General features: G+C 64.9%; 19 protein-coding genes. 9 read left to right on the top strand and 10 right to left on the bottom strand.

Going from position 1 to position 17,966, the window contains the following annotated elements; genetic code table 11:
• Positions 1–93 precede the first annotated feature (93 nt).
• Positions 94–564 carry a hypothetical protein gene (locus ACFXHE_RS31850; RefSeq protein WP_379388194.1) on the bottom strand — a complete coding sequence of 157 codons (471 nt, stop codon included), beginning with the start codon at positions 562–564 and terminating at the stop codon, positions 94–96.
• Positions 565–876: 312 nt separating this feature from the next.
• Between ACFXHE_RS31850 and ACFXHE_RS31845 the strand changes: the two genes are divergently transcribed.
• Entirely contained in the window at positions 877–1,443 is a 567-nt protein-coding gene (locus ACFXHE_RS31845; protein ID WP_379388193.1) for a hypothetical protein, read from the top strand.
• A 19-nt stretch (positions 1,444–1,462) separates the two neighbouring features.
• On the top strand, positions 1,463–1,996 hold the full coding sequence (locus tag ACFXHE_RS31840) for a transposase (RefSeq protein ID WP_379388191.1): 534 nt from the start codon (positions 1,463–1,465) through the stop codon (positions 1,994–1,996).
• Positions 1,997–2,073: 77 nt separating this feature from the next.
• Here ACFXHE_RS31840 and ACFXHE_RS31835 read toward each other — a convergent pair whose 3' ends face one another.
• Both ACFXHE_RS31835 and ACFXHE_RS31830 read right to left on the bottom strand, forming a co-directional pair.
• Entirely contained in the window at positions 2,074–3,129 is a 1,056-nt protein-coding gene (locus tag ACFXHE_RS31835) for a dihydrodipicolinate reductase (protein ID WP_379388190.1), read from the bottom strand.
• Between the two features lie 33 nt (positions 3,130–3,162).
• Positions 3,163–4,050: an LLM class flavin-dependent oxidoreductase gene (locus ACFXHE_RS31830; RefSeq protein WP_379388188.1), complete on the bottom strand. Its 888-nt coding sequence runs from the start codon at positions 4,048–4,050 to the stop codon at positions 3,163–3,165.
• A 217-nt stretch (positions 4,051–4,267) separates the two neighbouring features.
• Between ACFXHE_RS31830 and ACFXHE_RS31825 the strand changes: the two genes are divergently transcribed.
• The 3 genes from ACFXHE_RS31825 to ACFXHE_RS31815 all read left to right on the top strand — a co-directional run bounded on the left by ACFXHE_RS31825 (position 4,268) and on the right by ACFXHE_RS31815 (position 6,003).
• Positions 4,268–4,612, top strand: coding sequence for a transcriptional regulator (locus tag ACFXHE_RS31825; protein ID WP_379388187.1), 345 nt, complete (start codon positions 4,268–4,270; stop codon positions 4,610–4,612).
• A gap of 315 nt (positions 4,613–4,927) precedes the next feature.
• Positions 4,928–5,326, top strand: coding sequence for a hypothetical protein (locus tag ACFXHE_RS31820; protein ID WP_379388186.1), 399 nt, complete (start codon positions 4,928–4,930; stop codon positions 5,324–5,326).
• 5 nt (positions 5,327–5,331) lie between these two features.
• Positions 5,332–6,003, top strand: a complete 672-nt coding sequence (locus ACFXHE_RS31815; RefSeq protein ID WP_379388185.1) for a TetR/AcrR family transcriptional regulator — start codon at positions 5,332–5,334, stop codon at positions 6,001–6,003.
• A 529-nt stretch (positions 6,004–6,532) separates the two neighbouring features.
• Here ACFXHE_RS31815 and ACFXHE_RS31810 read toward each other — a convergent pair.
• A complete protein-coding gene (locus ACFXHE_RS31810; RefSeq protein WP_379388184.1) occupies positions 6,533–7,021 on the bottom strand; it encodes a hypothetical protein in 489 nt (162 codons plus the stop codon).
• Between the two features lie 165 nt (positions 7,022–7,186).
• Entirely contained in the window at positions 7,187–8,419 is a 1,233-nt protein-coding gene (locus tag ACFXHE_RS31805; protein ID WP_379388182.1) for an IS110 family transposase, read from the bottom strand.
• Positions 8,420–9,315: 896 nt separating this feature from the next.
• Here ACFXHE_RS31805 and ACFXHE_RS31800 point away from each other — a divergent pair.
• The gene (locus ACFXHE_RS31800) at positions 9,316–9,939 is read left to right on the top strand and encodes a DapH/DapD/GlmU-related protein (protein WP_379388180.1); all 624 of its coding nucleotides are present in this window, start codon (positions 9,316–9,318) and stop codon (positions 9,937–9,939) included.
• A gap of 736 nt (positions 9,940–10,675) precedes the next feature.
• Here the strand turns inward: ACFXHE_RS31800 and ACFXHE_RS31795 are convergent.
• The gene (locus ACFXHE_RS31795; protein WP_379388178.1) at positions 10,676–11,329 is read right to left on the bottom strand and encodes a hypothetical protein; all 654 of its coding nucleotides are present in this window, start codon (positions 11,327–11,329) and stop codon (positions 10,676–10,678) included.
• Positions 11,330–11,379: 50 nt separating this feature from the next.
• On the opposite strand from ACFXHE_RS31795, the gene ACFXHE_RS31790 reads away from it, so the two are divergent.
• Complete coding sequence (locus tag ACFXHE_RS31790; protein WP_379388177.1) at positions 11,380–11,943, top strand: TetR/AcrR family transcriptional regulator; 564 nt, start codon at positions 11,380–11,382, stop codon at positions 11,941–11,943.
• A 281-nt stretch (positions 11,944–12,224) separates the two neighbouring features.
• Entirely contained in the window at positions 12,225–12,446 is a 222-nt protein-coding gene (locus ACFXHE_RS31785; protein WP_379388209.1) for a DUF664 domain-containing protein, read from the top strand.
• Here the strand turns inward: ACFXHE_RS31785 and ACFXHE_RS31780 are convergent.
• The 4 genes from ACFXHE_RS31780 to ACFXHE_RS31765 form a co-directional block, all read right to left on the bottom strand.
• On the bottom strand, positions 12,427–12,840 hold the full coding sequence (locus tag ACFXHE_RS31780; protein WP_379388176.1) for a hypothetical protein: 414 nt from the start codon (positions 12,838–12,840) through the stop codon (positions 12,427–12,429). The two genes, ACFXHE_RS31785 and ACFXHE_RS31780, sit on opposite strands and share 20 nt — an antisense overlap.
• Positions 12,841–13,343: 503 nt before the next feature.
• Entirely contained in the window at positions 13,344–14,726 is a 1,383-nt protein-coding gene (locus tag ACFXHE_RS31775; RefSeq protein WP_379388174.1) for an alpha/beta hydrolase domain-containing protein, read from the bottom strand.
• A gap of 378 nt (positions 14,727–15,104) precedes the next feature.
• Positions 15,105–15,656 (bottom strand): DUF4262 domain-containing protein, encoded by a 552-nt coding sequence (locus ACFXHE_RS31770; protein WP_379388172.1) that lies wholly within the window; start codon positions 15,654–15,656, stop codon positions 15,105–15,107.
• A gap of 618 nt (positions 15,657–16,274) precedes the next feature.
• Positions 16,275–16,736, bottom strand: a complete 462-nt coding sequence (locus ACFXHE_RS31765; RefSeq protein ID WP_379388171.1) for a winged helix-turn-helix transcriptional regulator — start codon at positions 16,734–16,736, stop codon at positions 16,275–16,277.
• Between the two features lie 107 nt (positions 16,737–16,843).
• On the opposite strand from ACFXHE_RS31765, the gene ACFXHE_RS31760 reads away from it, so the two are divergent.
• Positions 16,844–17,761, top strand: a complete 918-nt coding sequence (locus tag ACFXHE_RS31760; RefSeq protein ID WP_379388169.1) for an alpha/beta fold hydrolase — start codon at positions 16,844–16,846, stop codon at positions 17,759–17,761.
• The last annotated feature ends 205 nt before the right edge of the window (positions 17,762–17,966 follow it).

Here is a 17,966-nt window from a genome sequence, read left to right as displayed (position 1 = left end):
TCCTCGTGGGTCCAGTTCTCGGCGCGAGCGCGCTCGGGCAGCCGCTGCGCGGCCTCCCGCAGCGAGGGCGCCTTCAACGCCCGGGTGAGGAAGTTAGTCGGGTACGAACAGCACCGGCTGCCCACCACTGGTGCCGATCACTGCCACTCGGCAGTTCGCCGAAACGAGACACAGGTGCGGAGGCAGCTCGACACCGTAGAAATCGATTCTGCCATCCGGCAGTTCCATCGCTGCGATAGCGGCGAATGCCGGTCGCTCGACCCAAAACCTGGTCCACGCATTAGCGTTCGAGTCGACGAAGAGAAAAACCGACCCGCCGACCCCGATCAGTGCGAGCATCGCGGTTGCCACCAGAGGCCACCGTCGCGTATCGCGGCCGGCCAGAAACAGCATCAGCACGAAGCAGGCCAAGGCAGCCACGAACACTACCAGCAGCAACGGCAAGGCGAAAATCCAGAACTTAGTGACTATCCAACCGCGATGCAGCGTCACGCCGAGCACAATCGTGGCCACGACCACGGCGCACAGGGGTGCATCGGAGGATCGAAAAGCTTTGACGAACACGACAGCAACCTACATCGGCGATGCCCACGGTATGCGCCGGAATTGCGAGGATCGTGTGAGCGACCGCGTTCGTCCCGTTCCGAACATCCGCCAACCACGACCGGCCGACAGGTCATGCCGTATGGCACGCTGACCCAACCGGCCAGCGCGGCCTGACGGAAGATCAACCTGCCGTGCCGATCTGAATGCCCTGGACGTCCGCTACTGCCGAAGAGCGCGCGTCAGTGGATCGGGTCAGCACGCCACTGCATGTAAGAATCCGGTTGTCGTGGATGACCTTGAATTTCAACAGAAAGGAAGATCGGTCCAGCAATGCCGTGTATCACCGGATTGACCCAGGAGGATAGCCAGACGATCGGGTTCGTGGTCGATTGCCTGTTCTGCCAGGCGATAGATCGAGCTGAGCTTCGCAAGTGGTGTCCGCACGTGGTCATCACTAACGATCTGGAGCATATCCCCCAGTACATCTTCAACCTCATGGACTTCGACGAAGGTGCCGCAGATGTGTTCCGGGTCATCGGGTTTGTGCCGACGAAGATTCGAGGTGCCGACGAGTCCGCTCTGTACGGGATCGCCTATTTGCGAGGCATTGACGTGTTCGATTCACCCACGAGCCCGTCTGCGGCATCAAAAGCGCTGGAAGCCAGGCCCGTCATGTTGCAACGATTCCGCGAAGTCTTCCCCTTTGTCGATCTTGGGCCCACGCGCTGGTCCGCGACAGCGCTGCGGCACTGGCTGAAGCAACGTGCTATGCCGCTGACCGCGCTTACCGAACCTGCCAGCGCGGGGCGCCGGCGGTCGGAACCCGGTGCGCCGCAGAACGTCCGCTATTGCCTGTGGTCTCAATGGGTCAGCGCAACACTGGGTTTGCCCTGGTGACCCGAGGATGTGATGCGCGATGGGCTCGACAAGACCGTTGTCGGAGAAGCGAACTCCGTTGTCCGAGGCCGAGGTCGAGGAGGTGTGGCGGCGGTGGCGATCCGGGCAGGCGATCAAAGTCCTCGCGCGGGAGATGCGCCGGCATCCCTCGACAGTGCGGGATCTACTCAAACGCTGCGGCGTGGTCCGTCCCGCAGCCCGTCACCGCAACCAGCTGCCGTTGAGTCTGGCTGAGCACGAGGAGATCTCACGTGGATTGGCGGCCGGAGACTCACTACGTGGGATCGCTCGAGGTTTGGGCCGGTCGCCCTCGACGATCTCGCGCGAGGTCGCCGGCAACGGTGGCCGCAACGCTTATCGCGCGCTGGCGGCTGATCGTGCGGCCTGGGCGCGGGCGGTGCGGCCGAAACCGACCGCGCTGTCGCGAGATCCGCGATTGGCGAGGATCGTGGCCGAGAAGCTGGCCCAGCGTTGGTCACCGCAGCAGATCGCGGGCTGGCTGCGCCGAAACCCGCAGTCCAGCATGGGGTATGTGTCGCACGAAACGATCTAATGTCTACCCGGTGAAGCGGGCCGCCAGAAGATCAATGGGCACAGCGAGATCCAGTCGGCGCGAGACGCCCGGTGCGATCAGCGCGCCAGGTCCGGGTGCGCCCGACCGGTGACCACGGGCATGTCGACGAAGGTCAGCAGGCCGGGTTCGGCAGCACAGACGTGGGGGATCGAGTTCACGCAGTGCGCCGCGGTCACGACGATGCCGGGGTTGCGCTGCAGGCCGGCCGCCACGCTGGTCGGGTGCCATCCGTGGATCGTCACGAAGCAGTCGGGATCGCCCTTCACCTCGACCTCGAACCGGACGCCGCCGTCGCCGTATTTCCAAGGCGGGTCGAGGTTCTCATCGCCCATCAGCCAGTTGACCGCGACCCTGACGACCTTGGTGTCGCTGATGAATGCCTCCCACGCGAAGCGCTGGGCGGCGACCTGGCCGGGCTGGATCACGCCGATCGGCGAGTCGATCGGCGCGGTCGCGACCGCCACCTCGCGGCTCCTGCGGATCTCGGCGTCGGCGAAGCCGAGCGCGTCCAGGCACATCCGCACCGACTGGTCGAACCCGTTGTCCAGCAACGCCAGCATCGGACCGTTCATCGCCTGCTCGGGCGACTGACCGAAACCCATGAGGTGGCGTACGACGTCGGGGGCGTTGTAGGTGCGGATGTCGGAGTACTCCTCACCGCGGACGAATGTGATTGCGCTGGACAGGCCCGTGAAGAACAGCGGCTGCTGCTCGGTGGCACCGCCCGGGTCGATCCCGGTCCCGTGCAGCGTCACGCCGCCTTCGCGGGCCGGGGCCGTCATCCTCTCCTTCTCCTCCGCGGTCGGCCAGAACCAGCCCAGCGGCGTGACGACGTTCTTGCCCGAACGCAGAATCGCCGCCACCTCTTCAGGATTCGGCATCAGCGGCGAGTAGAGGACGCAGTCGGCGTCCATCGCGAGGATCTCGTCGATGCTGTTGGTGGCGGTGACACCGATCGGGCCGATCCCGGCGAGCTCACCGGCGTCCCGGCCGACCTTGGCCTCCGAATGCACCCAGCACCCGACGAGCTCGAGATCCGGGTGCAGCTGGATCTGGCCTATCGCGGCCTGGCCAAGCCCACCGGTGGCCCACTGGATCACTCGCAGCGTCATGCATGGAATAGAACAGGTTCCATTCCTCGAGCGTCAAGGCCGTGCGGTCACCACCTCGGCCGCCACCTCGAGGAATTTCAGGTCGGTGACGGCCGGGACCAGGATGAACTCGTCGCACCCGGCCCGCTCCGCGCCGTCGAGAATGTCGGCGAGCACCTCGGGACTCGACGCCCGCGTCGAGGCGGCGATCATCTCGGCCAGCCTGGGTCCGAGGAAGCCGAGGTAGCGGGCGGTGAAGGCGTGCAACGCCTCCGAAGCATCGGCGACGCCCAGGGCGGTGAAGCAGCCACTGACCTTGCGCGGGGTCGTCGCACGACCGGCCTCGGCCCAGCACCGGTCGGCGAGCTCGCCCACCTTGGCGATCTCCTCGGCATCGCCTCGAATACTGAAGCCGGAGATGCCATCCGCCCACCGCGCCGCCCGACGCATCGCCTTCGGCCCCATCGCGCCGGCGAGAATGATCGGCCCGCCCGGCTGCACGCACGCCGGCCCGACCGGGTCCGCGCCCTCGAACGGCGGCTCACCGGCGAGCAGTGACTTCAACTCGGCCACCTTGTCGTCGAGCTGCTGGTGCCGTCCCTTGAAATCAGCGCCGAGAGCGCGGTAGTCGTGCTCGCGACCGCCGACGCCCACGGCCACCTCGAGACGTCCGTTCGCGAGCTGGTCGAGAGTCCCGATCTGCTGTGCGACCATCGCCACCGGGTGCTGTGGCAGCACCCAGAGGTTCGCCAGAACCCGCACCCGCTCCGTCACCGCCGCGCAAGCACCCAGCGTCGCAACCATCTCCGGGTTCGAAAACGTCACCCGCTCGCCCACCGAGACACTCGAAAACGGACCCGCGTCGATTCGCCGAGCCCAGTCGACCGTCGTACCCGGTCCGTACCCGGGAGCCATCTGCGGAAGCGCAACACCGATCTTCATACGGCGACCCTCTCAGAACCACCCGACCCCGGTCAGGCGAATTCGATTTCGAGAAGCGATGGCGGTCAACAGATTCAGCGGGCGTCATCCCTCGCCCATCGTCGCGGTGGACGGACCAAGCGGTGTGGTGGCTGGTGGTGGTGATTGTGCCGTCCCCGGCTGTCGTGGGCTGGTTGGGCGTCTGGCTACGACTGCTGGCCAGCGTGATTCTGGGTGGATGGGTCTGGTACGTCGAGTCAGGACCGCGCACCGCGCCGTGGAAGTACTGAACGAGCTGTTCGCCTCCCTGCCGCGCCCGAAACTCGTCGCATTCCTCGACGGCTGTGCCGAAGCCGAGTTCCTGGTCGTCGCAAACCTGTGCGACCTCAACAAATCCACCCTGTCCAAGGCGGTAACTCTGCTGGAGAACGCCGGATACCTCGACGTCACCAAAGGCTACGTAAACCGCAGACCGAGAACCTGGCTCTCCCTCACCCACAAGGGGCGCACCGCCTACCACGCTCACCTCGCCGCCCTGGCTGCGCTCACTCGCAAGGGCAGCGAGACCATGCCCGAATCCTGACCGAACCCATGCTGCATACCGGGCAGTTGGCCAACGAAACATACTGCCACTCAACATATCCGGTAATGGCTCCATTACAGCGCAGCTCATGCCCTGTGCGGCACCCCGGTATGCCTGACTGCGCTACGCGGTCCCGGTGCCGAGTCAGCGAGAGCGACGGTGCCGCCGAGCCGACCGGTGACGGTCATGCATGCAGATGCCATGGTGGGCGCAGACTTCGGCGCTCAACGTGTTGCGCCGCTCATACTTGAACACGTTCAAAAAATGACTTAGTCTCGCAGTTGAACACGTTCAAATCAGCGGGGAGCTGGAACAATGAATCTTGTCGTCGTCACATATGCGACCTACACGACCGTCAGCTTGGCGGTCACGTTCTGGGTGGCGCGGGTCTTGCATCGCACCGGCGCACGATTTCTGGTGGATGTCATGAATGGAGACAGCGACCTGGCCGAAGCCGTGAATCATCTGCTGGTCATCGGGTTCTGGCTCGTCAACGCAGGCTTCGTGGCACTGGCTTTGCGCATCAGCGTCCCAGTCGGCGATGCGCGCGTCGCAATCGAGGAACTCGCCATGAAACTTGGCAGGGTCCTGCTCGTACTGGGCGGCATGCACTTCGCAAACCTGATCGCCCTGAACAAGATCCGCCGCAGCCGGCACAAGGAGCAGCAGGCCGGTGTCCCGCCGGTTCCGGTCGACGCCGCCCAGCTAGCCTGAGCCCCATGTCCCGCCCCGAGCCCGCGACCGCACGCGGCGAGGAAACTCGCCAGCAGATCATCGACGCCGCCCTGCGCCTGTTCGAGCAGAACGGCTATACGAAGACCACCATGCGCGCGATCGCGGGCGAAGCCGGTGTCAGCGTCGGCAACGCCTACTACTACTTCACATCCAAGGAACACCTGGTCCAGGGTTTCTACCATCACATCCAGGCCCTGCACCAACAGCGGGTCGAGCAAGGGCCCCGCAGCGACTCCCTCGCCGCCCGATGGCTGACGATGGAACTGGCCTTCGTCGACGTAGCCGCGCCCTACCACGAGTTCGGCGGCAAATTCTTCGCCATCGCCGCCGAACCCACCAGCCCGCTCAGCCCATTCAGCGACGAAAGCCGACCCGCCCGACAGACATCCACCGCCATCATGAGCGACATGGTCATCGGCACAGATGTCAAGGGTGACAAGCGGCTGATGGCCGAGCTACCGAATCTGCTGTGGCTGGCCCACATGGGCATCGTCCTGTTCTGGGTCCACGACCGCAGCCCTGACCAGGAACGCACCCGACTGCTGATCCGCCGAGCCGCCCCACTGGTCGAACGCATCGTGGCACTGTCGAGACTCCGTCCACTGCGCCCCGTCCTATACCCAGCCCTGGATCTCATCCAGGACCTCAGCAACTAATCAGGCACACCGCTGACGAAGGCATCAGCCCCATCGCACCGGACAGCGTCAGCGCTCCGAAGATCAACGGGCTGAGGTCATCTCACCCGAATGGGCCCGCAATCTACGCGGTTCGAACCGGCGGCGCGGGCAGGCTCGAAGATCGACTCGGGCGGCGACACAGCCGGTGATGCTGGAGGATTCCGTTCTCGGATCTGACCTGCGGAAACCGACTGCGGCCGAAAGTGTCTGGTGAGCGGCCGACATGGCGGCCGCTGCCATCACGGCCACCGTGCGCCAACTCCTCAGCCGCTGACCCACCCGCCCGACACGACGCCCAGCCAGCACATCGACACCCTCCCGGGCCTGGCTCGGCGACGAGCTCGGCAGGCGTCCTGCCGGTCGTTCGGCCCGCAGTACAGTGCCGGTCGTCTAGCACCAGGCTTAAGTAGCGGCATCCCGCGCGGTTCGAATCAGCCAAAGCGGGCGCTGCCGGCGGCGAGACCGACTACGGCCCAGGACATCCTCTTCTGCCGAGTTGCGGACCTTCCTATGGCGCTAACTGCTTGACGACGTGGCAGGGACGCGGGAGCAGGCTGGAGCCAGTCTTCAAGATGTTGTCGACCGCGGAACTGCCGGTGCCAACGACATGAACATACTCGGCGTCGCCAGCGTAATCGGCCCCCATCTGGCTGGCTGGTCCGCCCGTCGCGCTGTTCTGGGTCGCGACCACATGGAACGGGTTGTCGATGCAATCGAGCCAGAGACCGAGAGCATACGACCCGCCCGTCCACGGCGTGGGAGTGAACGGGCCGCCTGCCAGCACTGCACCGTTGATCGTGAACGACACCGGCGTCGAATCCGTCAGGTTGGCGGAGACTGCGACGTAAGTGCAGCCGCCGGAGAACCCGCCGCTGGTACAGCTCGCCGTCAGGTTGGTGATTGTCGCCGACGCCGGTGCCGCGGCGACCGCGAGACTGGCCGCCGCGGCACCGGCCGCGACCGCGAATCCCTTGCCGGTCAGTGATTTCAGAGTCATCGGTGCAGAACCTCTCTTGTTCGATCCCCCCCGGAGATTGCTGCCCGGGCGCTCGCAGCCTAGCCACCGAACCAGCATTGCGAACCGAATTCATTTCACATATTTTGGGGTATTGACACCTCCAGCACCCACCGCGGGACCATCCGCTCATGGCGCCCCTTTAGGTCAAGACTTTGTTAGGGGTTGGGGTTTAGCCTTGTTGGTGGGTCCGGGATGTGGCTTGTCCGAAGGATCGGTGTGCGGGTTGGAGCCGGTCGCGCTGGAGTCAGGTGTCGTTCCCGATTGCCCTGCCGGGCCTGCTGATTCGCGTTGACGCTGGTCGGCGAGCATCCGGACGTAGATGACGTTGGACAGTCGTCGTTTCAGGGCGCGGATCGCTTCCATCGAGGTTTTGCCGGCGAGTCGTTTGTGGTCGTAGTAGGCGCGCCCGGCGGTGTGATGTCGGAGTTGGACGATGGCCATGATGTGCAGGACGCGGTTGATCTTGCGGTTGCCCGAGCGGGAGAGCCGATGTCGTCGCTGATCGCCGGAGGACGCGTCCAAGGGTGCGGTGCCGTTCCAGGACGCGAACCGGGCTCGGGTGGCGAAGCGGTGGATGTCACCGGTGTCGGCCAGAAGCCTTGCTGCAGACGATGGTCCGATGCCGTGCAGGGTCATCAGGGTGGAGCCGCGGTCGGTGACGAGTTGCCGCAGTTGCTTGTCGGCGGCCTTGATCTTGGCGTCGATGGCTTCGAGCTCGTCGATCTGCTCGGTGACCAGTCGTTTCTGGACGTCGGTGACCGGGTCGCAGGCGGTGACCTGAGACAGTAGGGCGCGGGCCTGCATGGCGGAGAGGAATCTTTTTGCGCCGCCGGGCAGCAGGTCCAGCAGCAGTCGGTGGATGCGATTGGCGGTCTGGGTGCGCAGACGACCGAGTTCGTCGCGGCGGTCGGCGAGCAACCCGAGCGCGACGAGTTCCGGATCGGCGTGAACGCGGCGAAGATTCGGTGCGTGCAGCGTGGCGACAGCGACCGAGTGCGCGTCGACGGCGTCGGTTTTGCGGCCGTTGCCGGTGGCGAACACTCGTACCTGCGCCGAGGGTTTGGCGGGGACGTCGATGACGGTTTCGCCGTGGTGGACCAGGCGGTGCGCGAGATGGCGGCTGATGCCGTTGCAGCCTTCGACGGCCCACACGCGGTCGGGGAATTGTTGTGCGGTGGTGAGCATTTCGGTGAATCCGCGGTGGTCGGTGGTGTATCTGCCGCCGGTCAGTACGTGCCCGGCAGGGTCGATGATTTCGATGGTGGCCGAGCGTTTGTGTGGATCCATGCCGATGATGACGGTCATCGCCTTGCCCTCCGAGGCTGGTTCGTGGTGTGCGTGCACGGGGGAGGGCACCGCTTCTTCGAGCCAGGGCATGCCCCTTTTTCAGCCACTCCCGCACGGTGTCCCGGCGGGACGGCAAGCCATGAGTGAGCCACACCGATCCAGCTGGCGGGCAGCCGCATAGGAGAGCATCCCGCCGGGCACCTAGACCGAGTCCTGGCCGGGACCCGGCCCTACCCACCATTTTCTAAGAAGCCGCATACCGCGCTGACCGAACCGGACAGCGCCGGGCATCGGAAGATCAACTGGCCGTGCCGATTCGACGCCGGCGGAACGTCCGCTACTGCCGAATGACGTGCACCGGGATCCCCGGTGCAGCGCCTACCGGTGCGGTTCGTACCCACCACGGATACGAACCGATGGCCGGTAGTACTACTGACTCACCTCTTCTCCCGGAGGGAAGCACCATTGGGGAACTCCGACTGAACCGAAAGCTCCTGTCTCCTTCTCCACTGCGACTGCCGTCAACTCGCCATCCGAGGTGACAAGCCATGCAAGCACCTCCTCAACCGGGGCAGCCTCCTGCCCCCAGGGCAGCCCGCGCACGCGCCACCCGGCACCGGGTAGGGCGGCAACCACACGGCCCGCTCGCTCGAGATGCGAGAAATCTGGGTAATCCGTGACCAGACGCCGGACGCCCCGTTCAGGGTCAACGATCAGAGCAGTCCCAGTGGCTGGGTCCCAGCCATCCACATCCCTTTGCCGAGCCATGAGCGTCTCGGTTCCGCTGAAGATGGCGAGCCAACCGGTGGTATTGAAGTAGCGAATGCTTGACACACCGAACATCATCTCCAACAGGTGTGGCGCTCGCAGTGCGCCCGGAACACACTGTCCTGCCGCATACCGCGCTCACCGAACCGGCCAACGCAGTGCGGCGGAAGATCAACCGGCGGTAGCCCTCCGAGCCGGCCGAACGCACGATCATGCCGATGACCGAGTATCCATTCGTCGGTCAGATGCGCAAGTATGGCGGGATGGCGAGCGACAACTTCATGCTGATCCACGATGCCGAGCTCCTTGCCCAGGGCGAACGGGTTCTCGGTGCCGAGTTCAAAGCGATGCACGAGCGGGTTGTGCAGGTCACGGAGTTGACCTCCCGTCTCAATATCCTGCCCTTCGACGACGAGACCGGAAAGGCAGCCCTGCTCGAACAGATCCTGGGCCGCCCTCTCCCAGCAGGAGTCACGATTTACCCGCCCTTCTACACCGACCATGGACTGCACCTGGACTTGGCCGAGCGCGTGTTCATCAATCAGGGGTGTACTTTCCTGGACTACGCCGGTATCCGGTTGGGCAGGGGCGTGATGATCGGCCCGAAGGCCACGTTCATCACCATGGGCCACCCGGTAGACCCGGAGGAACGGCGCCGATTCCTCACCGGTGCACCGATCGATGTGGCGGAGAACGTATGGATCGGTGCCGGGGCGATGATCCTGCCCGGGGTCAGCATCGGGCGTGACGCGGTGGTCGCCGCAGGTGCAGTCGTGGCCGATGACGTGCCAGCGAGGAGCTTGGTGGCTGGCCCCAAGGCCGCGGTGCGCCGAGATTGGTAGGCGAGGCAGCAGCGGTTCCACTTTGCTGCTGAACGCACTATTCTGCCGCATACCGCGCTGATCGAACCGGCCAGCGCCGGGCATCGAAAGATCAACTGGCCATGCGGATCCGACGCCGGCGGAACGTCCGCTTCTGCCGATGATCGTGCCTCGCGGGGCATACTGGTCGAGGTGAGCGGGATACAGCTAGCTGGCGTGATCGTGGCCCTCATCTCAGGGGATTCGCGATCACCGCAGGGGTCTACGCCTTCGTCAAACAGCACTACCGAGACTCGGTTGACCGAATCAGGATGACACAGTTCGGGGTCGTCCTTCTCGCAGCCATCGCGGTCGCGGGTGAGGTCCTCTATCTGCACTGGCACGACAGGTCCGACTCGTGGGTTTCGGCGAACATGCTGTGGGTTGGAATTGCCTGTGTCGTCTGCTTGATCGGGTGGTTGGGGAAGGTGACTGGGCACAAGCTCGAAGCTGACGATTAACGCGCTGAGGTCATCTTGGTTTCGGAACGCTGTGATTGACCGCGCCAAACATCCGCTCCTGCCGCATACCGCGCTGACCGAACCGGCCAGCGCGGGGCCTCGGAAGATCAACGGGCCGTACCGATCCGAGTCCCGCGGAACGTCCGCTACTGCCGACTACACAGCGTTCCCGACGTTCCTCGCGAGCGTGACGTTGCCCAAGCGCTCATTCTCGAGAATCGCTGTCACGTCGCGAATTTGGGTATGGACCGGATCCCTCAGATGGTCCAGTTGATCGGGTAGTCGACGATCGGGTGGAAGGTCAGGGCATCGAGCTGCTGGAATTCCCCACGGGCGACGGTGACCATTTCGTGCAGCGAATCCATCTGCACCGCATGGTCACTGGAGTCCCAGACGCTGATATTGGCGATCGCGCCCACCGGCGACACGGCCGTATACCAGTGCACGAGTCCCGGCAGTCGTTCGATGGCCGGGATCAGGTACTCGGCCTGCTTGATGGCCAGGGTCTCGACCTCGGCGAACCGGTCGGCGTCGAAGCTGCCGCGGGCGACATGGATGACCGCGGCGGCCGGCACCGATCCGGCGATGGTCCAGTTGATGGGGTAGTTGATGATCGGGCGTTCGAAATGGCCGCCGATCGCTTCCATTTCGCCGCGGGCCACAACGGCCATCAACTTCAGGTCGTCCATCTGCTTGGCGTGCGCCTCGGTGTCCCAGATGCTGATCTGCACCATCGAACCCTCTGGCGAGACGCCGGTGAACCAGGAGATGAGGCCCGGCAATTCCTTGATGGCCGGGATCAGGTAGTCCGCCTGCGTGGTGACCAGGGCGCTGAAGTCCGCGAAGAGGCTCGGGTCGAAGGTGGCCCGTCCGACACGGATCACCGCGCTCACCGGCAACGACTCCGTCATGATGGTTCCTTCCATCTGTCAATTACGTTCCGATGTACTATCGCAATGTAATGAGCGCCCCGCAACCGAAAGCCGGACGACCGAGGAACCCGGCCCTGGACCAAGCGATCTTGGCGGCCGCCGCCCACTCGCTCGGCGAACTCGGCTACGCCCGCATGTCGCTGGAATCGGTCGCGGCCGCCGCGGGCACCACCACCCCCAGCCTGCGCCGCCGCTACCGAAACAAGGCGGAATTGGTTGCGGCGGTGATCGGTTCACTGCGGGTCGTGGAGCCACCCGCCGCCGCCGCGACCCCGCGCGCCCACGCCCTGGCGATCCTGGAGAACTTCCACGACAACCTGCGGGCCGGTCCCGCCATGGCCATTCTCGGCTCACTACTCGCCGAGGAAGGCCGCCACCCCGAACTGCTGGAATCGTTCAAGACCCGCATAGTCGAGCCGCGCCGCGCCCTGCTGCGAAAAGCCCTGGCAGTGGGCGATTTTCCCGCGTCCACCGATCTCGACGTCCTCACCGGCATGCTCATCGGCTCGTTCTACGGCAGCTACGTCACCCTGGCCGGCATTCCCGACGACTGGCCAGGCCGCGTGCTGAGCGCCATCTGGCCACCCGAATAGGCCAGCCTACGAATGCCCGACCCACCCGGCATCCGGTCTCGGCTGAGTGTGCAAGAACATCCGAGGCCTCGGCGGCCCCAATAGAACGACCTATTCTGCCGCTTGCAAGGCTGTTCGGACCGGCCAGGCCGCTGGCGGCCGAACTCAGGGATCTTCCGAATGCCGACCGCATGAACCCAGGCGAGGATGATCGAATGAAGTCGATCCAGCGGTAAGAACCACCTCGGTTTGCAGGAGAACGCGAGACGCTCACCGGTTTTCTCCAGTATCAGCGAGAAACTCTGGCGTGGAAGTGTTCAGAGCTCTCGGCTGCCCAGCTGCGGAAGCACGCGGTGTCACCATCAAAGCTGTCGTTGCTCGGCCTCGTCCGTCATCTGACTGACGTGGAACGAGGCTGGTTCGCCCGCACCCTCGGTGGCACGAACGCGCCCGCGTTCTACTGGCGGGCCGACCGATCAGCGGGTGCCGTCGCGGACGCGGTCGTCAAACGGGTCGGCGGGTGAAGCGGGGTTTCGCCAAGGCGATCGTGACGATCGGAAAGCCGAGCAGGGCAAGGCGGATCACGTGGTCCATGAATCCTGCCGGGCCGGTACCGAGGAGGTCCGGTTTGACGACTGCTCCGAAGACGCCCAGCACGATCACCAGGGCACAACCTGCCATCACCAGGATCTGTCCTGGTCCTCGGCGCACGATCAGCAGGATCGCACCGACGATCAGTAGGAGCGCTGCGCTCGGATCGAAAACGGCTGCCAGCCAGTAGTAGCCGCGCAACCATCCCCGCGGCATGACGGTGTACAGGTCGGCGAAGCCGGCGCTGTAACCGTCACGCAGGGCATGAACTGCACTGAGGGCCCCCACTGTGGCCGCCAACCCACCCAGAAAAGCCAAACTGACCACGGCTGCACCACTTTTAACCACGCCCGATAGTACGCATCAGATCACGGACTAAGCACCCGCGGCACCGGCGGTCCACCGCGGGCGGGTTGGGCGAGGGTCAGGTAGTCGGTGTAGCCGATGTGGGTGCCGCCGTAGAAGGTTGCCTGGTCGGGGGGTGTTGAATGGGCCGCCGGCCTCGGGTGGAACCTGTCGGTGATCGATCGGGCCGAGGGTGGCTGCACGGCGGGACCGAGGTGGTCATCGCAACGTCCGAGCGCGGTGGCGGGGAAAGCGTCGGGGCGGGGTGTCTGACCGCCGGTAAGGCCCGGGATGGCGGCAAACATCCGCAAATGCCGCTGACCGCGCTGACCGAACCGGCCAGCGCCGGGCATCAGAAGATCAACTGGCCGTGCCGATCCGAGGCCGGCTGAACGTCCGCTACTGCCGAATGGCGCGCGTTTATGAACAGCTGCCGGTCATCGAAGCGGGGTGCTCAACCTGCGATCGCCGTCCGCGAGTGCCCCCTATGGGATGTCGCCACCGGCCAGAAGCAACGATCTCCGCTGATTCGCGGCTGCCGTGGCGAGGATTTCTGGTACGTCTTCGGCCAGCAGGAAGCCTGCCGCGACCGTCTTGTCGGTTGCCGCTCGGAATGCTGGGAGGTAGTCGTCCGGAGGGGGTCCCGGGAGTGGTCGCGTGCAGCCGAACATGATCGCCGGGCCGCCGTCCTCCTGTCCGAGCCCGGACAGCACCGCCAATGGTACGTCCAGCCACGGCGTGCGGATGCCGCCCAGCGCGTTGCCGTGGACGTCCAGCACCAGTTCCCCGGCGGATACCGTGAGCCGATCGGCCAGCGCCGGAGCGGGTCCGCCGTCGGCCCATTGGGACAGCGCCGCGATGGCTGTCTGCACGACGTAGTGATGTTGTGGCCCGGAATTGATCGGCTCGGGGAAATCGACGCCCAGCGGATTGCGTCGCGGCGCCATCCGCTCGGCCAGTTCCTCCGCGGTCAGAGAGCCCGAGTCGGTGAACGATGCACCGACGCTGTAGGAGTCCGCGTGCGCGGCGCCGGCCAGCTCCCAGAGCCGGAAGCGGTCGGAGTCGCGCTGGCGGGAGCCGATCGAGCGCATGAGGCCGACCACGTCGGTCTCGGTTTGGAGCATGAGCACCGGCGCGGTCGAATCCGCACGCACCCGCGTACCGCCTTCCAGCGCCTCGGGGTCCACCAAGCCGGTCAGCGTGGCAGGGCGGCCCGGCCGCCCGTCGATGAGGTACGCGTCGTACGGCGAGCCATGCGGCGCAATGGCATTCACAAATGTGACGAGCGTGGCCGCGGATTGGGACTGCCCGGCCGCGAGCAGCTGGCGGGTCCGTGGCAGCAGCCTTCGAACCAGTTCTCCCGCCTGCCGGTAGATGTCGTAGCAGTAGGCATCGCCAGGATGCGACAGATCGGCGTACCGCACCGGATCCGACTGCTTCAGCGGCGGCAGTATCACCGAGTTCCAGGTGTCGTCTTCCTCGGCCGCCGCGGCCATGACGCTGCCGCCGTGAATCGGTGCGTACTGCGCGGAAACCCCGATCCAGGCCATCCGGGCCCGGATGAGATGCCGGTGTGCCAGCAGCCAGATCGGCGGCGCGTCCGCGCCGGAGGAGGCGTTGAGCCACTCCACGACAGCGGTTCCGCAGTAGCCCTCGACCGGTCGGTACACCACGAGTCTGGTCGTGAACGGTGCAAGGCCGTCCGGCTCGGTCACCCACTCCCCCTCGTCACCGGCCGAGCCGGTCAGGCGGTAGGACCCGGCTGTACCGGACAGGAAGTACTCCTCGGCGATGTAACCGACATCGGCCAGTGGGAAGAATGTCGAGATCAGGTTGATCGGACCTGCCACCGGACCGGAAAGCTTCATCTCGAAACCCTAACAAGTGCTTGGTTTTTGGACAATCGCCGGACTCGCGCCGACCCGCCAGCGGGCGGGTCACTCCGGCTTGGCTGGCCAGCCCGCACGATCCAACAGATCAATGGCGACATCGCTACAGTCTGCCCGTGGTGGACGATGAGCCGCGCCGGTCTGCCTTTTCTCTTCGATGTCCGCCTGGAGGCTCTCGTTCCGTGGACGGCAGACAACGAATGAACCTCGGGTCACGCTGACGAAGATCGAATGATGATGACGCAGGTGACCGCACATCCGGAATTGCCGCGGAGCACGCGGTTCGATCCGGCCTCGTGGCGCTGCCGAAGGTTGCTGTGAGCTACCGATGTACGTACGAGGTCGGTAGCACCTGCGCTACTGCCTCGTGGTCCATGCCAGCCACTCTTCACGGTAGGCAGTCCAGCCGCCCTGGGGATGCTCGTCAGGTCTTGTTTCCAGCCTCGGCTGCTTTTCGTCCAACGCGGGAGGATATCCAGCCTCACCGGGGAATCGGTGAGATCGATCCGGCCAAACGCATTGCAGGACGGGCCATTCCGGGGTGGCGCGGTAGTAACGAATCGCCGTGCCGAACAATGGCCTGCGCCAGGGCTCGGCGATCGGTCGCAATCTCATCCGATAGTCCGGCAGTACGTCGTCGATCCACTGATCGACGTGGAGTTGTGTGCCAGCGGCGACCTGGTCGCCGATGAGGTTGAGTATCGCCATCGCGTTCTGTGGCGGTATCCCGAAGATGGCAACCTCCGGCACGCGATAGGTGTGCCACAGACCCACGGTGAACGCCCACGGGCCAGTGGTGTCGGTCCCGGGTATAGCGAGCACTCCCCAGCCGTGTTCGCCGATATTGTCGACCAATCTCTGATCACCTGAGTGCATGTCGGCCCGATCGCCGTAGTCATGGCAGGTCACACACCGACAATCCGAACTACTCACAGGCGCGACCCTAGCAATCGCCCGACCCGTTCGAAATGGAGCCGGGCGCACGCTCATACCGCTGACTGCACCGGGCGGCTGGCTTTCGCCCAGGAAGGGCAGCCATACAGCGGCCCGATCTCGATGGCGTTACTGCGGCTTGGCGCATCGGGCGGCAGACTCGGCTACGACGAATTTGACGTCGTTGGGCTCGGCCGACACCGCTCCACCGACGGCTGGCGCGCCGATGCGGAGGCAGGCGGGGAATACGATGCATCAGAAGGCGATCGGACCTGAGGGCGCCCACCCGATCTGACTATAGGGCGACGCCGGCCAGGTTGGCTCAGAATGGATCGACGTCTGCACATTACGATGACCGACCGCGAACTCGATGATCGGCGAGTCGGCGACCGTTTGCTGTGTACGGTGCATATCACGAAAGGCGGCTTGGGGCAGGGCGCTTATCAAGCCCATGACCATTCCGAGGTGGGCATCAGCGACTGCCACCCACAATAGGCATACCCTCTATCCGCCTCTCGCAGGTTTCGAGGGGAGGCAAGGGGTCCCGGACTGGTGAGATCGCCGAAAATACAACAAAGTTCGCGTAGCACCTGGTCAATACTGGTTGAGTCTGCGTACCCGCACGCGATCAGGAGCAATCCGGGATCCCTCGGGCGTCATGACTGCCAGCCTCGGCAGGGGCTCACCGGAGTCGATGTCGACCAGTTCCGAATGCCGCTCGCCGGGCGAGAAGGCGTGATCGCGCCCCCATTGACCGAGCCCGAGGATCAGGTCGAACAGATCGCGGCCGCGATCGGTGAGGACGTATTCCTCGAATCGGCTTCCGTCGGAGGCGGGTTCGACATGGAGTATCCCGGCGTCGGTCAGCCCGCGCAGACGAGCACTGAGGATGTTCTTGGCGATGCCGAGGCTACGCTGGAACTCGCCGAAGCGCCGTTTGCCGTCGAAGGCGTCGCGAAGGATCAGCAGCGACCATCTGTCGCCGACCAGATCGATGGTGCGTGCGATCGGGCACGCGGGATCCGTCCAGTCGCTCTCCGGCGTTGCGCGACTCATGATCCTCCCGGCTCGAAGTGTCTCGGTACCCACATCCTCCATGGTTGCAAATCGAGACCATCACCGCCATGATGGTTTCAAATCAAAACCATGGAGGGCTTTTCCCGATGATACCCGCCGCTGAAACCTTCGACGAAACCTTCCCTTTCCCACCGCATTTCACCGCCGCGGCAGGGTTCCGCATGCACTACGTGGACGAGGGCTCCGGTCCGGTGATCCTGTGCCTGCACGGCGAGCCCACCTGGGGTTACATGTTCCGCCACGTCATCACCGCGCTCGCGCCCGGGCATCGCGTGGTCGTGCCTGATCACATGGGTTTCGGCAAGAGCGCGACCCCGGCCGACCGTTCCTATTTACTGCAGGACCACATCGACAATCTCGAAGCCCTCGTCCTCGAGCTCGGACTGCGCGACATCACACTCGTCATGCACGATTTCGGCGGCCCCGTCGGTATGGGCCTCGCATCCCGGCATCCGGAACTCATCGCCCGCGTCGTCAGCGTCAATGGGCCGACACCCTTCGGCCAACCCGATCTCCTCGATACCCTCACCGCCAACGCGTCCCGGTCGCCATGGTTCCGCTGGATCGCCGAGGCCCACGACCGCGACAGTCTGCGCAGCACGCTGGGGCACCTCGGCTACAACATCCTGAGTACCTTGAAACTCAATGGCTTCCAGAACAATTCGATCATCACACCGACCTGGCTGCGTGCCTACGGCTCCCCGTTCCCGACAGCTGCGGACACGCTCGGAGCCATCGGCTGGGCCGAGGGCTTCGCGCAGGGCGCCCATACCTTCGAGACTCCATCCGACCACGCCCGCGAACATCTGAAATCCTGCCCAGCACTGGCCATCTGGGGAATGGCCGACGACACCCTCGCCGCCGACCATTTCCTACCGCTGTTCCGGGCAGCCTTCCCCAACGGCCAGGTCAACGAGCTCCCCGACACAGGCCACTACAGCCTCGAAGACAATCCAGCCATCATCACCGCACTGCTGAAACTGTTCCTCGACACGACCGCGTAATCCACGCGGGAGAAACCGGGATCCGCCGCTTCGGCAGCGCAATCCGACGTGACAGACGAGCACCCTCGCCCCTCCGGTCGTGCCAGATGAACGTCCCCCAACGCCGTGAGCAGCACTGTCCGACCCGACCGGCGGGGCAGCAAAGATCAACAGGCCGTGCGGATCCGAGGCGACGGAACGTCCGCTACTGCCGCGTACCGCGCGT

The sequence above is a fragment of the Nocardia sp. NPDC059229 genome (assembly GCF_042754165.1).
In the GTDB taxonomy this organism is placed as follows: Bacteria; Actinomycetota; Actinomycetes; order Mycobacteriales; family Mycobacteriaceae; genus Nocardia.
This window is presented reverse-complemented; position numbering and strand designations above follow the sequence as displayed.

Excerpts from the sequence above, each read along its gene's own strand:
- ACFXHE_RS31765 (WP_379388171.1), bottom strand. The coding sequence starts at position 16,736 with ATGAGTCGCGCAACGCCGGAGAGCGACTGGACGGATCCCGCGTGCCCG.
- ACFXHE_RS31760 (WP_379388169.1), top strand. The coding sequence starts at position 16,844 with ATGATACCCGCCGCTGAAACCTTCGACGAAACCTTCCCTTTCCCACCG.
- ACFXHE_RS31845 (WP_379388193.1), top strand. The coding sequence starts at position 877 with ATGCCGTGTATCACCGGATTGACCCAGGAGGATAGCCAGACGATCGGG.
- ACFXHE_RS31775 (WP_379388174.1), bottom strand. The coding sequence starts at position 14,726 with ATGAAGCTTTCCGGTCCGGTGGCAGGTCCGATCAACCTGATCTCGACA.
- ACFXHE_RS31820 (WP_379388186.1), top strand. The coding sequence starts at position 4,928 with ATGAATCTTGTCGTCGTCACATATGCGACCTACACGACCGTCAGCTTG.
- ACFXHE_RS31805 (WP_379388182.1), bottom strand. The coding sequence starts at position 8,419 with ATGCCCTGGCTCGAAGAAGCGGTGCCCTCCCCCGTGCACGCACACCAC.
- ACFXHE_RS31800 (WP_379388180.1), top strand. The coding sequence starts at position 9,316 with ATGACCGAGTATCCATTCGTCGGTCAGATGCGCAAGTATGGCGGGATG.
- ACFXHE_RS31835 (WP_379388190.1), bottom strand. The coding sequence starts at position 3,129 with ATGACGCTGCGAGTGATCCAGTGGGCCACCGGTGGGCTTGGCCAGGCC.
- ACFXHE_RS31840 (WP_379388191.1), top strand. The coding sequence starts at position 1,463 with ATGGGCTCGACAAGACCGTTGTCGGAGAAGCGAACTCCGTTGTCCGAG.
- ACFXHE_RS31790 (WP_379388177.1), top strand. The coding sequence starts at position 11,380 with ATGAGCGCCCCGCAACCGAAAGCCGGACGACCGAGGAACCCGGCCCTG.
- ACFXHE_RS31830 (WP_379388188.1), bottom strand. The coding sequence starts at position 4,050 with ATGAAGATCGGTGTTGCGCTTCCGCAGATGGCTCCCGGGTACGGACCG.
- ACFXHE_RS31815 (WP_379388185.1), top strand. The coding sequence starts at position 5,332 with ATGTCCCGCCCCGAGCCCGCGACCGCACGCGGCGAGGAAACTCGCCAG.
- ACFXHE_RS31795 (WP_379388178.1), bottom strand. The coding sequence starts at position 11,329 with ATGACGGAGTCGTTGCCGGTGAGCGCGGTGATCCGTGTCGGACGGGCC.
- ACFXHE_RS31810 (WP_379388184.1), bottom strand. The coding sequence starts at position 7,021 with ATGACTCTGAAATCACTGACCGGCAAGGGATTCGCGGTCGCGGCCGGT.
- ACFXHE_RS31825 (WP_379388187.1), top strand. The coding sequence starts at position 4,268 with ATGGGTCTGGTACGTCGAGTCAGGACCGCGCACCGCGCCGTGGAAGTA.